The 14,240-nt window shown below is 73.7% G+C and carries 17 protein-coding genes and 1 pseudogene; 9 read left to right on the forward strand and 9 right to left on the reverse strand.

Features of this window, described 5'->3' with window-relative positions; all coding sequences use genetic code 11:
- Nucleotides 1-153: 153 nt before the first annotated feature.
- Together AB0M18_RS25480 and treZ are read left to right on the forward strand one after the other, a co-directional pair.
- Nucleotides 154-1,128 (forward strand): GNAT family N-acetyltransferase, encoded by a 975-nt coding sequence (locus AB0M18_RS25480; RefSeq protein WP_365761801.1) that lies wholly within the window; start codon nt 154-156, stop codon nt 1,126-1,128.
- Nucleotides 1,129-1,210: 82 nt separating this feature from the next.
- A complete protein-coding gene (gene treZ / locus AB0M18_RS25485; RefSeq protein WP_365761803.1) occupies nt 1,211-2,962 on the forward strand; it encodes a malto-oligosyltrehalose trehalohydrolase in 1,752 nt (583 codons plus the stop codon).
- Here the strand turns inward: treZ and AB0M18_RS25490 are convergent, their stop codons facing one another.
- From AB0M18_RS25490 to AB0M18_RS25505, 4 genes are all read right to left on the reverse strand, one after another.
- On the reverse strand, nt 2,963-4,120 hold the full coding sequence (locus AB0M18_RS25490) for a Xaa-Pro peptidase family protein (RefSeq protein WP_365761805.1): 1,158 nt from the start codon (nt 4,118-4,120) through the stop codon (nt 2,963-2,965).
- Between the two features lie 97 nt (nt 4,121-4,217).
- Nucleotides 4,218-5,171 (reverse strand): hypothetical protein, encoded by a 954-nt coding sequence (locus AB0M18_RS25495; protein ID WP_365761807.1) that lies wholly within the window; start codon nt 5,169-5,171, stop codon nt 4,218-4,220.
- 56 nt (nt 5,172-5,227) lie between these two features.
- Nucleotides 5,228-6,115, reverse strand: coding sequence for a LysR family transcriptional regulator (locus AB0M18_RS25500; RefSeq protein WP_365761809.1), 888 nt, complete (start codon nt 6,113-6,115; stop codon nt 5,228-5,230).
- 18 nt (nt 6,116-6,133) lie between these two features.
- Nucleotides 6,134-6,664, reverse strand: a complete 531-nt coding sequence (locus tag AB0M18_RS25505; RefSeq protein WP_365761811.1) for a tetratricopeptide repeat protein — start codon at nt 6,662-6,664, stop codon at nt 6,134-6,136.
- 109 nt (nt 6,665-6,773) lie between these two features.
- Between AB0M18_RS25505 and AB0M18_RS25510 the strand changes: the two genes are divergently transcribed.
- Nucleotides 6,774-7,520 (forward strand): hypothetical protein, encoded by a 747-nt coding sequence (locus AB0M18_RS25510; RefSeq protein WP_365761813.1) that lies wholly within the window; start codon nt 6,774-6,776, stop codon nt 7,518-7,520.
- Nucleotides 7,521-7,570: 50 nt separating this feature from the next.
- Here the strand turns inward: AB0M18_RS25510 and AB0M18_RS25515 are convergent, their stop codons facing one another.
- Nucleotides 7,571-8,212, reverse strand: coding sequence for a nucleoside/nucleotide kinase family protein (locus AB0M18_RS25515; RefSeq protein ID WP_365761815.1), 642 nt, complete (start codon nt 8,210-8,212; stop codon nt 7,571-7,573).
- A 98-nt stretch (nt 8,213-8,310) separates the two neighbouring features.
- On the opposite strand from AB0M18_RS25515, the gene AB0M18_RS25520 reads away from it, so the two are divergent.
- Nucleotides 8,311-8,715, forward strand: a complete 405-nt coding sequence (locus AB0M18_RS25520) for a VOC family protein (protein WP_365762036.1) — start codon at nt 8,311-8,313, stop codon at nt 8,713-8,715.
- Nucleotides 8,716-8,806: 91 nt separating this feature from the next.
- A complete protein-coding gene (locus AB0M18_RS25525) occupies nt 8,807-9,160 on the forward strand; it encodes a hypothetical protein (RefSeq protein WP_365761817.1) in 354 nt (117 codons plus the stop codon).
- Between the two features lie 13 nt (nt 9,161-9,173).
- Here AB0M18_RS25525 and AB0M18_RS25530 read toward each other — a convergent pair whose 3' ends face one another.
- Nucleotides 9,174-9,938 carry an NAD(P)H-binding protein gene (locus tag AB0M18_RS25530; protein WP_365761819.1) on the reverse strand — a complete coding sequence of 255 codons (765 nt, stop codon included), beginning with the start codon at nt 9,936-9,938 and terminating at the stop codon, nt 9,174-9,176.
- Nucleotides 9,939-10,061: 123 nt separating this feature from the next.
- Here AB0M18_RS25530 and AB0M18_RS25535 point away from each other — a divergent pair, with 123 nt between their 5' ends.
- Nucleotides 10,062-10,214: a hypothetical protein gene (locus AB0M18_RS25535; RefSeq protein WP_365761821.1), complete on the forward strand. Its 153-nt coding sequence runs from the start codon at nt 10,062-10,064 to the stop codon at nt 10,212-10,214.
- 5 nt (nt 10,215-10,219) lie between these two features.
- Here the strand turns inward: AB0M18_RS25535 and AB0M18_RS25540 are convergent, their stop codons facing one another.
- On the reverse strand, nt 10,220-10,585 hold the full coding sequence (locus AB0M18_RS25540) for a DoxX family protein (RefSeq protein WP_365761823.1): 366 nt from the start codon (nt 10,583-10,585) through the stop codon (nt 10,220-10,222).
- A gap of 95 nt (nt 10,586-10,680) precedes the next feature.
- Between AB0M18_RS25540 and sigJ the strand changes: the two genes are divergently transcribed.
- A complete protein-coding gene (gene sigJ, locus AB0M18_RS25545; RefSeq protein ID WP_365761825.1) occupies nt 10,681-11,622 on the forward strand; it encodes an RNA polymerase sigma factor SigJ in 942 nt (313 codons plus the stop codon).
- On the opposite strand, the gene AB0M18_RS25550 is transcribed toward sigJ, so the two are convergent.
- Entirely contained in the window at nt 11,602-11,835 is a 234-nt protein-coding gene (locus AB0M18_RS25550) for an NAD-dependent epimerase/dehydratase family protein (protein ID WP_365761827.1), read from the reverse strand. The two genes, sigJ and AB0M18_RS25550, sit on opposite strands and share 21 nt — an antisense overlap.
- 80 nt (nt 11,836-11,915) lie before the next feature.
- On the opposite strand from AB0M18_RS25550, the gene AB0M18_RS25555 reads away from it, so the two are divergent.
- Nucleotides 11,916-12,581, forward strand: a complete 666-nt coding sequence (locus AB0M18_RS25555; protein WP_365761829.1) for a TetR/AcrR family transcriptional regulator C-terminal domain-containing protein — start codon at nt 11,916-11,918, stop codon at nt 12,579-12,581.
- Between the two features lie 40 nt (nt 12,582-12,621).
- Nucleotides 12,622-13,485, forward strand: coding sequence for an alpha/beta hydrolase (locus AB0M18_RS25560; protein ID WP_365761831.1), 864 nt, complete (start codon nt 12,622-12,624; stop codon nt 13,483-13,485).
- Nucleotides 13,486-13,522: 37 nt separating this feature from the next.
- Here AB0M18_RS25560 and AB0M18_RS25565 read toward each other — a convergent pair.
- Nucleotides 13,523-14,165: pseudogene (locus AB0M18_RS25565) on the reverse strand (hypothetical protein); the annotation flags it as partial.
- Nucleotides 14,166-14,240: the final 75 nt, after the last annotated feature.

Below are 14,240 nucleotides of genomic sequence, written 5' to 3' on the forward strand. Positions count from 1 at the left end.
GCGACAACTCAGGTGCCACGCGGCCCGATCGTTGCTACGGTCGGCCGCCGATCACACCGGTCGGACCACCGGTCGGACCACCGACCGGACCATCGACCAGACCCACCGGCCGGAGCACCGACCGGATCACCGAACCACTGGGGGAACCCGTACATGACGCATGACCCTGCGCTCCTCGTCCGACCGCTCGCCGGACCGCAGGAGCTCGACCTCTTCAACCGGCTCGACTACGTCCTCGACCACGAACTCCCCGACGACCTCGCCACCGGCCGCCGCCTCCCCGAGTGGATGTGGGTGGCCCTGCGCGGCGACCGGCTCGTCGGCCGGATCGGCTGGTGGACCGGGCGGCCCGGCACCGCCCCGCAGGCACTCGACTTCTTCGACCTGGACCCGGAGCTGTCCGCCGAGGACGCCGCGACCATCGGCCTGCGCCTCCTCCAGACGGCGACCGCGGCCGTCGTCCCGGAGGGTGCGCCCCGCCCCGAGTACGGCCGGTTCATGCCGGCGGACTGGCGCGAGGTCCCGGAGACCCGCACGCGCCTTGAGCGCCTCTTCGGCGTCCTGGAGGCCTCGGGCGCCCGCCCGCTGGTGGAGCGGCTGCGCCTGGAGTGGCGGGCCGGGACCGCCGTGCCCGAGCCGACCGGGCGGCTCGCCTTCCGCCCCGTCCGCGACCGCGAGGACCTGCTCGCGCTGATGACCCCGGTCATGGAGGGCACCCTCGACGCCCACGGGCAGGCCGACCTCGCCACCGGGCTCTCCCTGCGCGAGGCCGCCGAGCTGCACTACGACGAGGAGCTGGCGCACTACACCACGCCCCTCGCCTGGTGGCGGATCGCCGAGCTGCCGGAGACCGGCGAGCCGGTCGGCTTCGTCGTGCCCGCCCGCAACAACTACCACCCGATCATCGCGTACATCGGCGTGCTGCCCGCCCACCGCGGCCATGGCCACGTCGACGAGATCCTCGCCGAGGGCACCCGGGTGCTCGCCGCCGAGGACGTGCCGAACATCCGGGCGGCGACCGACGTCGGGAACGTGCCCATGGCGAAGTCCTTCGCGCGGGCCGGTTACGTGAACTTCGAGCGCTCGATCAACTTCGTGTGGGACGCGCCGGGCGCGGCGGGCGCCTGACTGCCAGGATGGACTCCGCAGCCGTTGATCAGCCGACGGTTGATCAACCTGTCGGTTGACCAGTCGACGAGGGGACCTTCGCGTGCTGTTCGAGGTGTGGGCGCCGCACGCCCGTGACCGGGTGACGCTGGAGCTGAACGGCGTCCGGCATCCGCTGGAGCGGGACGCCGAGCGGGCCGGCTGGTGGACCGCTGTGCTCCCGGCCGCCGACGGCGACCGTTACGGCTACGCCCTCGACGCCGGGCATGTGGTCCCCGACCCCCGCGCCCGGCGCCTCCCGGACGGCCCGGACGGCCTCGCGGCGGTCGTCGACCACGACACGTACGCCTGGCGGTACGAGACCCCGCGGCTGCGGCTACGCAGCGGCGTCGTCTACGAGCTGCACATCGGCACGTACACCCCCGAGGGCACCCTCGACGCGGCGGCCGACCGGCTCGGGGAGCTCGCGGGGCTCGGCGTCACCCATGTGGAGCTGATGCCGCTGTGCCCGTTCCCGGGGGTGCGCGGCTGGGGGTACGACGGGGTGGCGCCGTGGGCGGTGCACGAGCCGTACGGCGGGCCGGCCGCGCTGAAGCGCTTCGTGGACACGGCGCACGGCCTCGGACTGGGCGTGATCCTCGACGTGGTGCACAACCACCTGGGCCCGTCCGGGAACCATCTGCCGTCCTTCGGGCCGTACTTCACCGAGACCCACCACACGCCGTGGGGCGCGGCGGTGAACCTGGACGCGCCGGGCTCGGACGAGGTCCGCGCGTACTTCCTGGGCAGCGCGCTGGCCTGGCTGCGGGACTACCGGATCGACGGGCTCCGGCTCGACGCGGTGCACGCGCTGGCCGACACCCGGGCGCTGACCTTCCTGGAGGAGCTGTCGGCGGCCGTGGACGAACTGGCCAGGGAGCAGGGCCGGCAGCACTTCCTGATCGCCGAGTCCGACCTGGCCGACCCACGCACCACGACCCCGCGCACGGTCGGCGGGCTCGGCGTCCACGCGCAGTGGAACGACGACTTCCACCACGCCCTGCACACCGCGCTCACCGGCGAGTCCCAGGGCTACTACGCGGACTTCGCGCGGGCCCCGATGGCCGCGCTCGCCAAGACCCTCACCCGGGTCTTCTTCCACGACGGCACCTGGTCCTCCTTCCGCGGCCGGCACCACGGGCGCCCGGTGGACCGCGAACGCACCCCCGCGCACCGCTTCCTCGGCTACGCCCAGACCCACGACCAGATCGGCAACCGGGCCACCGGCGACCGCCTCTCCGCCACCTGCTCCCCCGGCCTGCTCGCCTGCGCGGCGGCCCTCGTGCTCACCGGCCCGTCGGTGCCGATGCTGTTCATGGGCGAGGAGTGGGGGGCCACGACCCCCTGGATGTACTTCACCGACCACACCGACCCGGAGCTCGCGGAGGCCGTACGACGCGGCCGGCGCCGCGAGTTCGCCGCCCACGGCTGGGCCGAGGAGGACATCCCCGACCCCCAGGAACCGGCCACCCGCGACCGCTCGGTCCTCGACCGCGCCGAGCGCGAACGCGACCCCCACAAGCGCCTCCTGGCCTGGCACCGCGAACTCATCGCGCTGCGCCGCACCCTCCCCGACCTCACCGACCCGGACCTGGCCGGCGTGAAGGTCGCCTACGACGAGGAGGCCCGCTGGCTGGTCTTCCGCCGCGGCGACATCCGCGTCGCGGTCAACCTGGGCAAGGCCCCGGCCACCATCGCCCTCGGCTCGAACGGCCGCGACCGGGTCCTCGCCGCGTGGGACCCGACGGACCCCCCGGCCCGCGACGGCCTGCTGACCCTCGCGGCGGAGTCGGCGGTCGTTCTCGCCGACGGGTAGTCACTCCACGATGGCCATCTCGTGCGGGGTGTTGTTGAAGCGGCGGCCCGTGCCCGCCTCCGTCAGCGTGACGATGTCCTCGATGCGGACGCCGAAGCGGCCGGGGAGGTAGACGCCGGGCTCGATGGAGAAGCACATGCCGGGGACGACGGGTCGGGTCTCGCCCTCGATCATGTAGGGGGGTTCGTGGGTGGTGACGCCGATGCCGTGGCCGGTGCGGTGGATGAAGTACTCGCCGTAGCCGGCGTCCGTGATGACCTTGCGGGCCGCGCGGTCCACGTCCTGGCAGGCCGCCCCGGACCGTACCGCCTCGAAGCCGGCCTGCTGGGCCTCGCGGACGAGGTCGTGGACGCGGCGCTCCTCGTCGGTGGGGGCGCCGACGTGGACGGTGCGGGTGGTGTCGGAGCCGTAGCCGTGCTTGAGGCCGCCGAAGTCGAGGACGACCATGTCGCCGCGCTCGATGGTGCGGTCGCCGGCCTCGTGGTGGGGGTTGGCGCCGTTGGGGCCCGAGCCGACGACGGTGAAGTCGACCTGGGAGTGGCCGAAGCGCAGGAGGAGCGCGGCGAGGTCGGCGGCGACGTCGGTCTCCTTGCGGCCCGCGAAGCGCACCTTGAGGATCTCGCGGTACGCCTGGTCGGCAGCGGCCCCGGCGGCCTCGACCCGGGCCAGTTCGTGGGCGTCCTTGACGGCCCGGAGCATCGGCAGGGCCTCGGTGAGGGAGACGTACGAGGTGCCGGGCAGGGCCTGCTGGAGGCCGAGCAGGTGCATGGCCCAGGCGTTGTCGCTGACGCCGAAGCGGCCGGAGGCGTCGAGGAGCGGCGCGGTGACGGCGTACGGGTCCTTGCCGTCGGTCCAGTCCCGCAGGGACAGCGCTGCGGTGCCCGCGGCCTTCTCGGCGTCCGGGGCCTCCAGGGTGGGCACGACGAGCACCGGGTCCTGGCCGGGGGCGATGACGAGCACGGTGAGCCGCTCGGTGATCGCGGTGGGCTGGTACCCGGTCAGATAGACCAGGTCGGGCCCGGGCGCGACCAGCACCCCGTCGAGCCCCGCCGCGGCGGCGGACTCGGCGGCCCGGGCCATCCGGGCCCGGTAGTCGTCGGCGGTGAAGGGGGCGGGGGCGGTGCCGCTCTCGGACGCGGATGCGGTGCTCTCGGGCATGGGTGATCTCCTCCTCGACGTACCCCGACGTACCCCGACGTACAGCATCCTTCCGGGAGCCGCCGGGTCCGGCTACCCGGCTACCCGGCTACTCCGGCTACTCCGGCTCGCGGACGATGAGGCGTTCGAGCAGGGCCTGGAAGTCGTCGCCGACGACGATGCGGAGCTGGCCGTCGTCCTCGGCGTGTTCGCTGAGCTGGGTGAGGGTGCCGGCCCGCCACCAGAAGACGTAGGGGCTGATGGCGCCGGGGGTGTCCTCGTAGCCGGAGGCGGCGAAGGAGGCCATCGCGCCGAGGGCCGGGACGATGGTGGTGTCGCGGATGGGGTGGAAGGCCAGCTGGTGGCGGAAGGGCATGGCGACCAGGGCGCCGTCCTCCGTCAGCGGACGGCCGGTGACACGGCGGACGACCGCGTCGAGGTCGAGGACCCGGCTCGCCGTGTAGAAGGAGTCGCCGAGGATCACCTCGAAGCGCATGCCGTCCGCGTCCTTGACGGTCTCGTGGCCCTCGACCGGCAGCCCGCGCAGGTTGTCGATGGCCCGCTCGCGCAGCCGGACGGGGTCGCCGAGGCGTTCCAGGGCCTCGTCGGTGAGGGTCATGACGCTCTCCGGCAGGTCGAGCGCGAGGACCTCGTAAAGGCCCGGGGCGACGGTACGGGCGTAGCCGAACGCGCCGGGGTCGATGCCGTCACCGCTGACGACCCGCGGGTAGAGCTGGGCGCGGATCTGCTCGGGCGGCAGGGTGTCGAGGGCGGAGGGGCCTTCGAGGGCGCGGACGACGAGCCGGACGTGGCGCTCGATGAGGCGCGGCCAGATGCGGGTGCCGCGCGGGTCCTGGTGGCAGACGGCGGCGAGGTTCCCGAGGCCGAAGCGACGGCCGGAGTCGTCGGTCACGGAGTCGGCGTAGACGGTCACTTCGAGGCCGAGTTCGGCGAAGACCGCGCGGACCTCCCTGCGGAAGAGCGCGGCCTCGCGCTCGGAGAAGTACGTGAACTCCGGGTCCCGCGGCGCGTCGTCGCCGTCCCGCCTGGGCCCCCGCCGGAACCACCCCACGTCGTCCCGCCTTTCGTCGCCTGTTCCCGCCGCTCGATTTCGCCGTACCCGCCAGATTAGCGATCGGCCGCCTCCCGGTGGCCGAGACGACGGACCAACTCCGCCACCGGACCGTCCGGTTCCCGGCCGTGGAGAAGTTCGGTGCGGTGTACGAGGCGGGGCGCGGCGAGCGGCACAAGGGCCGCGTCGGAGGCGAGCGGGGTGGCGGACCGGGGCAGCAGGGCGAGCCCGTGCCCGGCGGCGGCGAGCGCCGCGACCGTACGGGCGTCGGTGCCCTCGTACCGCAGCGACGGGCGGAAGCCGTGCCCGCCGGGCGCCCCGTGGGCGGCGCGCAGCCGGTCGAGCGGGAGGCCCGCGTCGGGGGCGTCGAGCCAGCGGGCGTCGACGAGGTCGGCCAGGTCGAGCCTGGTGCGCCGGGCGAGCGGGTGGCCGGCCGGCAGGACGACGGCGAGCGGTTCCTCGGCGACCGCGAGCGCGGTGAGCGGGGCGACGTCGGGGAGCCGCAGCGGGTCGCTGGGCGCTGCGACGCCGTCGACGAGTCCGAGGTCGGCGCCGCCGGTCGCGACGGCGGTGGGCACCCCGTCGCGGGGCAGGGTGCGCAGGGTGACGCCGGTGGCGGGCAGCGCGGCGAGGACCCGCGGGTGCAGGGCGAGCGGGGTGGCGGCCAGCGTGAGGGTGCGGCGCGGCGGGGCGGCATACCGGGCGAGGTCGGCGCGTGCCGCGTCGAGCCGGAGCAGCAGCGAACCCGCGTGTTCGAGGAGCCGTTCCCCGGCCGGGGTGGGCGCGACCGGCCGCCGGCCGAGCAGCACCAGGCCGAGGTCGGTCTCCAGGGCGGCGATGTGCTGGGAGACGGCGGACTGGGTGTAGCCGAGTTCCCGGGCCGCCGCCGAGAAGGAGCCGAGCCGGGCGACGGTCACGTACGTACGGAGGAGGTGCGGGTCCATGGGCGGTGCGAGCGCGCCTCAGGAGGGGCCGGCGGTCTTGAGCAGATCGCGGGCGTAGTACGCGAGGGAGCGGTTGTAGCGCGGCAGCAGCGGGGCCAGTGCGCCGAGCGCGAGCGAGGCCGCTTCGCGCTCGCGGCCGGTGTCGGCGAGCGCGAGGGCGAGGAAGCCGTCGACGGCGGCGGACAGCGCGGTCTCGTCGGCGTCGAGCCGGTCGGCGGGGATGGCGCGCTCCTCGGTGAGGAGTTCGACGCTGACGTCGGGGCGGCCGAGGTTGCGCAGGCTGCTGGCGAGCTGGATGACGGCGCGGCGGCGGCGCAGCCCGGTGAGCCCGCCGTCGAGGGCCCGCCGGTAGAACCGGACGGCCAGCTCGGGCTCGCCCGTCGAGTCGTGGGCGGCGCCCAGCTCGAAGAGGGCGACCGGGTCGTCCTCGGGGAGCTCGGCGGCGAGTTCGGCGATCCGGGCCCGGAAGCCGGCCGGATCCCGGTCCTTCTCGTACGCGTCGAGCTCGGCCCAGCGATCGGCGAGGCGCTGCTCCCAGTCGTTGTTCATGGCGGCACCCTATCCGGCGGATCGGACCGAATGCCCATAAGCATCTGTGATGGAGGGTGCAGGAATCATCGTTGGACGTGAACGGGGCGGCGCGCCCACCATGGTCGGCATGAACTCCCACCTTCCCCGGATCGCCCTGGTCGGCGACCGTTCCCCGCACGTCAAGTCCCATGTCCGCATCCCGCTCCTGCTCGACGCGCTCGCCGAGCAGGACGGTCTCGTCCTCGACGCGTACTGGATCCGCAGCGGGGACGCGGCGGAGCCCGGCGCGGTGGAGGGCTTCGACGCGGTGTGGCTGCTGCCGGGCAGCCCGTACGAGAGCGAGGCGGGCGCGCTGGCCGCGATCCGTACGGCGCGCGAGGAGGGTGTTCCGTTCCTCGGGACCTGCGCCGGCTTCCAGCACGCGCTGATCGAGTACGCGCGGGACGTCTGCGGTCTGACCCGCGCCGCGCACGCCGAGAACGACCCGGCGGCCGACACCGGCGACCTGCTGATCGCACCGCTCGCCTGCTCGCTCGTCGGCCACGAGGGCGCGGTACGGGTGACGTCCGGCTCGCTCGCGGAGTCGGTGCTCGGCGCCGAGCGGTCGACCGAGCGCTACCACTGCAACTACGGGCCCGACAGCCGTCATCTGGACACCCTGGAGGCGCACGGGCTGCGCTTCACCGGCGTGGACGACGACGGTCAGGTCCGGATCGCGGAACTCCCCGGCCACCCCTTCTTCCTGGCCACCCTCTTCCAGCCGGAGCTGGCCGGCGACGGCTCCCGCCCGCACCCGATCGTGCGCGCCCTGGCGCGGGCGGCCGTCACCCGGGCGGGAGCCGTGCCGGCGGCATCCGTGCCGGTGACGGGCTGAAGTCCACGTCGGAGGCGGCCGAGGGTAACGCCGGGCGGGGATACGGGAGTTCAGTCCATCCGTACGACGAGATGGGCGCGGTCCCGGCCGCGCGCGACGAGCCGGGCGTTGGCCTCGTCGGACTCGGCGACCCAGCGTTCGGCGTGGGCCGGCTCCTTGCCGAAGCGCACATGCCGGGCGACCAGGCGCGGCACCCGGCGCCGGTCGTCCAGGTCCAGGTACCAGGCCTCGTCGAGGAGCGGGCGGACGGCGGCCCACGGGCCCTCGTCGTGCAGCAGGTAGTTGCCCTCGGTGATGACGAGGGGGACCTCGGGCGGTACGGGTACCGAACCGGCGACCGGCTCCTCCAGCCCCCGGTCGAAGGCGGGCGCGTAGACGGTGACCCCGGGTTCGGCGGCCCGGATCCGGGCGAGCAGCGCCGCGTATCCGGCGGCGTCGAAGGTGTCGGGCGCACCCTTCCGCCCGGCCCGGCCGAGCCGTTCCAGCTCGGCCTGCGCCAGATGGAAGCCGTCCATGGGCACCAGGACGGCGAGCCCGTCGAGCCGGGCCACCAGGCGTCCGGCGAGCGTCGACTTCCCGGCCCCGGGCGGCCCGGCGATCCCGAGCACCCGCCGCCCACCCCGGCCCCCGCCCTCGCCCTCGGCGAGCCGCCGGGCCCGCCCGGCGAGGCGATCGAGTTCCCGCGCGTCCATGCGGGGCATTCTCGCACCGGGCGGCGGGGGTGTCCCTTGGCAGCAGACACGTCATACGTATTACCTTCGCCCTCATGGACACCACCCCGCCGCCCACGCTGCCCGCCCTCGCCCTCGTCACCCTCGTCGTCCGCGACTACGACGAGGCCGTCGACTTCTACACCCGCGCCCTCGGCTTCGAGCTCGCCGAGGACACCGACCGCGGCGACGGCGCCCGCTGGGTCGTCGTACGGCCCCGGGGCGCGGGCGCGCACGGCACCGGCCTGCTGCTCGCGCGCGCCAAGGACGAGGCGCAGGCGTCGGCGGTCGGCGCGCAGACGGGCGGCCGGGTCGGGTTCTTCCTGCACACCGACGACTTCGCCCGTGACCACGCCCGGATGACGGCGGCCGGGGTGCGCTTCCTGGAGGAGCCGCGCCACGAGCCGTACGGCTCGGTCGCCGTCTTCGAGGACCTGTACGGCAACCGCTGGGACCTCCTCCAGCCGTCGGGCGGGGCCGCCTGAAATCCGGTGGTCCCGGCAGAGCCCGCGCCGGTACGGTCACGGCTCCCCGTCCCGTACCGGCCCACCGGGCCCGCGAACCGAGAGCGACACCATGACCAGCCGCCGCGCGACCACGACCCTCTGGCGCCCCACGGGCCCCAAGGCGCTGGACCTCGTGCGCGCCCTCGACTGGAAGGCGTGGCCGCCCCGGCTCCCGGAGCAGCCGATCTTCTACCCCGTCCTGAACGAGGACTACGCGATCCGGATCGCCCGCGACTGGAACGTGAAGCACAGCGGCGTCGGGTACGTGACCCGCTTCGAGGTCGACACCGCCTTCCTGGCCCGCTACCCGGTGCAGCAGGCCGGCGGGCGGACGATCCTGGAGCTGTGGGTGCCGGCGGAGGAGCTGGACGAGTTCAACGCGCACATCGTCGGCGCGATCGAGGTCGTCCACACCTTCCGCTGATCCGGACTCCTGGCTAGGCCTTCCTCCTGGCGGCCAGGAAGTCCTCGAACGTCCGCTTCCCCACGGCCCGTTCCGGCGTCAGGTGCCCGCCCGCGGCGAAGGCGCGGTACGTCTTGCCCGGGAGCCGTACGGGCAGCAGGCGGCGGCGCCGGCCGCTCGCGGCCAGGTAGGCGCGGGCCAGGTCGGCGAAGGTGCGCACCTCGGGGCCGCCCATGTCGGGCACCCGCCCGGCGGGCGCCCCGGTGGCCAGTTCGGCGAGCCGGGCGGCGACCTCCGCCACCTCGATGGGCTGGTCGGAGATCCCGGAGAAGTACGGCATGACCGGCGACTTCGCGAAGGCGGCGAGGACCTGGTGGACCAGGTCGTGGAACTGGGTGGTGCGCAGGATCGTCCAGCCAAGGCCGGGCTGTCCGGACTGCTCGATGATCTTCTCGACCGCGAGCTTCGTCCGATAGTAGGGGAACGGCACGCGGTCGACGCCGACGATCGAGATGTAGACCAGATGGCCTACCCCGGCCCGCCCGGCCGCCGCCACGAGGTGCCGGGCCGCCTGCTCGTCGCCGCCGCGCGGGGTGCTGGCGCAGTGCACGACGGTGTCGACGCCGTCCAGGGCCGCGTCCAGAGCGGGCCCGCCCTCGCGCAGGTCGACGGCGTACGGCTGGGAGTGGCGACTGAGCACCCGCACCTGGTGCCCGCCCGCCCGCAGCCGCTCGGTGACCAGCCGGCCCAGGGTGCCGGTGCCGCCGGTGACCAGGATCGTCTTCGTCTCGCTCGTCATCGCGATGCCCTCGCTCTCTCTGTTCGCATCGTCCGCCGAGAAGAGGACTGATCGCGACCGCGGAAATGTGACATCGGCCGGTCGGGCGCCCGGATCTTCGTCGGCACCGCCCCGCGCCGCGAGGTGTACGAGCAGTCGCTGCGGGCGGCGGGCTTCCGCGACCTGGAGTGGGTGCCGCTGGAGGTGTCGGAGGCCTGCCGCCGCGCGTACGACGCGGACTTCTGGGCCGATCTGACCGGCAACCCGCCGCTGGAGATGCTGCGCTGCCGGGCGTAGGAGGTCTAGTAACGCCCCCAGGCCACGAAGACGATGAGCGCGAGATAGACCAGGTCCACGCCCATCACCACGAACTCGCGGCGGCGCAGGCGCAGCGCCGCCGCGCCGACCATGATGAGCGCGAGTCCGGTGGCCGCGACCGGCACGAGACCCGGCGCGATGTCGAGCACGGCGGGCAGGACCATCCCGAGCGCGCCGAGCATTTCCAGCGCCCCGATGGCCTTGACGCCCGCCGCCGGGAAGTCCTCCACCCAGGCCGAGCTGTGGCCGAAGGCCGCTATCTTCTCCTTCGGCATGATCAGCTTGAGGCTGCCGCCGAGGAAGTAGGCGGTGGCGAGCAGTCCGGTCACGGTCCACAGCGCGATGTTCATGGGGTTCACTCTCTTCCGGTGAGTCGGTGTCGCCCTCTTGGACAGAGCACGCCCGCGCGCTGTGACACGGGTGGAACGACGGAGGGGAAAAGCGGGTGGCGGAGACCACGGTGGAGAGCGCGGCGGCGAGCTACCGGCCGCTGCTCTTCTCGATCGCGTACGGCATGACGGGCTCCGTCGGCGACGCCGAGGACCTGGTGCAGGACGCCTTCCTCGGCATGGCCAGGGCCCAGCGGGCGGGCACGGTGATCGACGCGCCCAAGGCGTATCTGGCAACGGCCGTCACCCGTCTCGGCATCAACCATCTCGGCTCGGCGCGGGTGCGCCGCGAGACCTATGTCGGGGACTGGCTCCCCGAACCTCTCGTGGCGTACGCCGACGGCCCCGACGGCCCCGGCGGCAGCCCGGCCGAGCACGCCGAGCTGACCGACGCGCTCTCGATGGCCCTCCTCGTCCTCCTCGAAGCGCTCTCGCCCATGGAGCGGGCGGTGTTCGTGCTCCGTGAGGTCTTCGGCCACGCCTATCCGGACATCGCGCGGACGGTCGGCAAGAGCGAGGCGAACTGCCGCCAGATCTTCGCCCGCGCCCGCCGCCGCATCCCCGCCGACGCCACCGCCCCTCTCTCCCGCGAGCGCCGCGCCGAGGGCGCCGAACTCGCCCGCCGCTTCTTCACCGCCGCCGACGGAGGGGACCTCGACGCCCTGCTCGGCATGCTCTCGCCGGACGTCGTCTTCCACGGGGACGGCGGCGGCAAGGCCCAGGCCATCAGCCGTACGGTCCACGACCCGCACCAGACCGCGGCCCTGCTCGTCGCGGGCTTCCGCCGGCTTCGCACCCTCGGCGCGACCCTGCGCCCGGCGCAGGTCAACGGGGCCCCGGGGATCGTCCTGTACGACACGGAGGGCCGTGTCCTCAGCGTCGTCGAACTCCACCTGGTGGACGGGCGGATCGGGGCGATCCACTCCCTCACCAACCCCGACAAGCTCGGCCACCTGGGGCCGGTCTCCGACCGGGGGCTACTGCCCAGGTTCCGCTGAGCCGAGCCCACCCGCGGCGTGGGCGAGGGCGCTGGGGGTGCGGCAGCCGACGATCGTGGGGCCGGGGACGACGGTGATCCGGTCGGCGAACCCCGCCAGCTTCGGCACGCTGCGCTCGCGGCACACGCCGACGACCTCGTAACCCCGGTCCAGCGCGTGCCGGACCATGTACTGCCCGAGCTTCCCGGAAGCTCCGACGATGCAGACCTTCATCGCACACCTCACCTCCGCCTTACCTTGTAAGGTACGGTAGCCTTACACCGTAAGGCGGTCAACCGGAGAGGACAAGGCGCATGCGAGCGGCGCGTACCCCGCTCAGTCGCGAGCGGGTGATCCGTACGGCCATGGCGGTGGCGGACGAGAAGGGTTCGGCCGCGCTCACCATGCGGGCCGTCGCACAGCCGCTCGGCGTCGAGGCGATGTCGCTCTACCACCACGTGGCGGGCCGCGAGGACATCCTCGACGGGATGGTCGACGCGGTCTTCGGGGAGATCGACCTGCCGCAGCGCGACGCGGACACGGGCTGGAAGACGGCGATGCGCGACCGCGCGCACTCCGCTCGCGCCGCCCTGCTGCGCCACCCGTGGGCCGTCGGCCTGATGGACTCCCGCGCCCAGCCCGGCCCGGCGACCCTGCGCCACCACGACGCGGTCCTCGGAGCGTTGCGGGCAGGCGGCTTCTCGGTCCGGATGACGGCACACGCCGTCTCCCTCATCGACAGTTACGTCTACGGCTTCGTGCTCCAGGAACTGAGCCTACCGTTCAACGGCGAGGCGGAGTCGGCGGAGGTGGCGGGCGCGATCGTGCGCGCCATGCCCGCCGACGCCTACCCCCACCTCGCCGAACTCGCCACGGAACACGTCCTCAAGCCGGGTTACGCCTACGCCGACGAGTTCGCCTACGGCCTCACCCTGATCCTGGACGCCCTCGCCCCGGACGAGCGGCCGTTCGACCACTAGGCCGCTAGGCCGCTAGGCCGTCGTATCCGAGTGAGGCGCCATGAGTGCAGGCCCCGCCCCCTATCGCACCGGGTCGGTGACGTCGAAAGACGGCACCCGTATCGGCTACCGCCGCCTGGGCGAGGGCCCCGGGGCCGTACTGATGCACGGGGCGATGATGTCCGCGCACAACTTCATGAGGCTCGGCACGGCACTCAGCCGCACCTGCACCGTCTACCTCCCCGACCGTCGCGGACGGGGCTTGAGCGGACCCTACGGACCGGACTTCACCCTCCAGCGGGCCGCCGAGGACGTCGAGGCGATCATGGACGGCACTGGAGCCCGCCGCGTCTTCGCTCTCAGCGCGGGCGCCATCCCGGTCCTGCAGTGGGCACTGGACGCGCCCCCCGATTGCAGGGTCGCCCTCTACGAGCCGCCCCTGCCCGTGGGCGGCTACGACCCCGCGGGCTGGCTGGACCGCTACGACCGGGAGATGAGCCGGGGACACCTGGCCGCCGCCATGGTCACGGTCGCCAAGGGCACCAAGGACTCCCGAATCCTGCGGATTCTCCCCCGGACGGTCGCCGTCCCGCTCATGAGCATCGCCATGCGGGCGCAGGCCAAGCAGGTCGCTGCCGACGAGGTGCCACTCGTCGATCTCATCCCGACCATGCATCACGACGCCCAACTCGTGCTCGGCGCACATGAACTCATCCGAGCGTCCGCAGCCGTCGGCACCGACGTGCTCCTGCTCGGCGGCAGCCGCAGCCCTCGCTACCTCAAGGACGCCCTCACCGCGCTGCGGGCCGCCATCCCCCGCAGCCACAGGGTCACACTCCCCGGCGTGGGGCACCTTGCCGCCGACAACGGAGGGCGCCCCGACCGGGTGGCTCGCCTGCTCGACGACTACTTCTCCACCAGGTGACGGTCGGGGTGGCCGAACGTGGACGATCTTGCCGGCCTCAGAAGATGCCGGCCTGCCTGTGGCGCGTGGGGTCGTCGAGGATCTCGCGGAGCCATGGGGTGCGGGCGGCAGGCAGGCGGGCGAGAGTGGACCGGAAGGTTACCGGGTCGGCACGGAACGGGAAGTTGTAGCGCGGCGGGGCAGGCGGGTAGTCGTCGCGGAGGACGCCGGCGGGCATCCGGCCCGAGGTCGGGACGGGCAGGTACGGCTCGGGAAAGGCCAGCGACTTCCACACGCCGAACGGCAGGGGGACCCGGCACGCGGAGACGGAGGCGGCCGGGCCGGCGGGGGTCCAGGTGCGCCCGGTCTGCGGATGGGTGGGGACGAGAAGGATGTCGGCGTCCGCGTCGGGGGCCGGCAGACCGGGTCCGGCGAGGACGGCTCGCCGGGCCGGTGGGCCCGCCGGCAGCAGGGTGTCGAGGGCGCGTCGGAACATGTCGGCGGTCAGTCCGTCCGGGACGGTCACCGAGCGAGCAGTCGTCGATCCGGGTCGCGACGGCCCGGCCGCAGGCCGCACACCCCATGTTCGGACCCTCCGCCCCGTCGAGACCGCAGCAGTAGCCACTGCCACGGTTCTCCGGGATCAGCACGGTGCCGTGGGCCTCGCCCGGCGCGATGACGGCCGCACCGGACTCAGAGAGGCACCGCACCCCGCGCACACGAAAACGAACAAACGTCCTCCGTCTGGGAAACGGAGGCATCATCGCATGCCCACG

Source organism: Streptomyces sp. NPDC051909 (assembly GCF_040681095.1).
Taxonomy (GTDB): Bacteria; Actinomycetota; Actinomycetes; order Streptomycetales; family Streptomycetaceae; genus Streptomyces.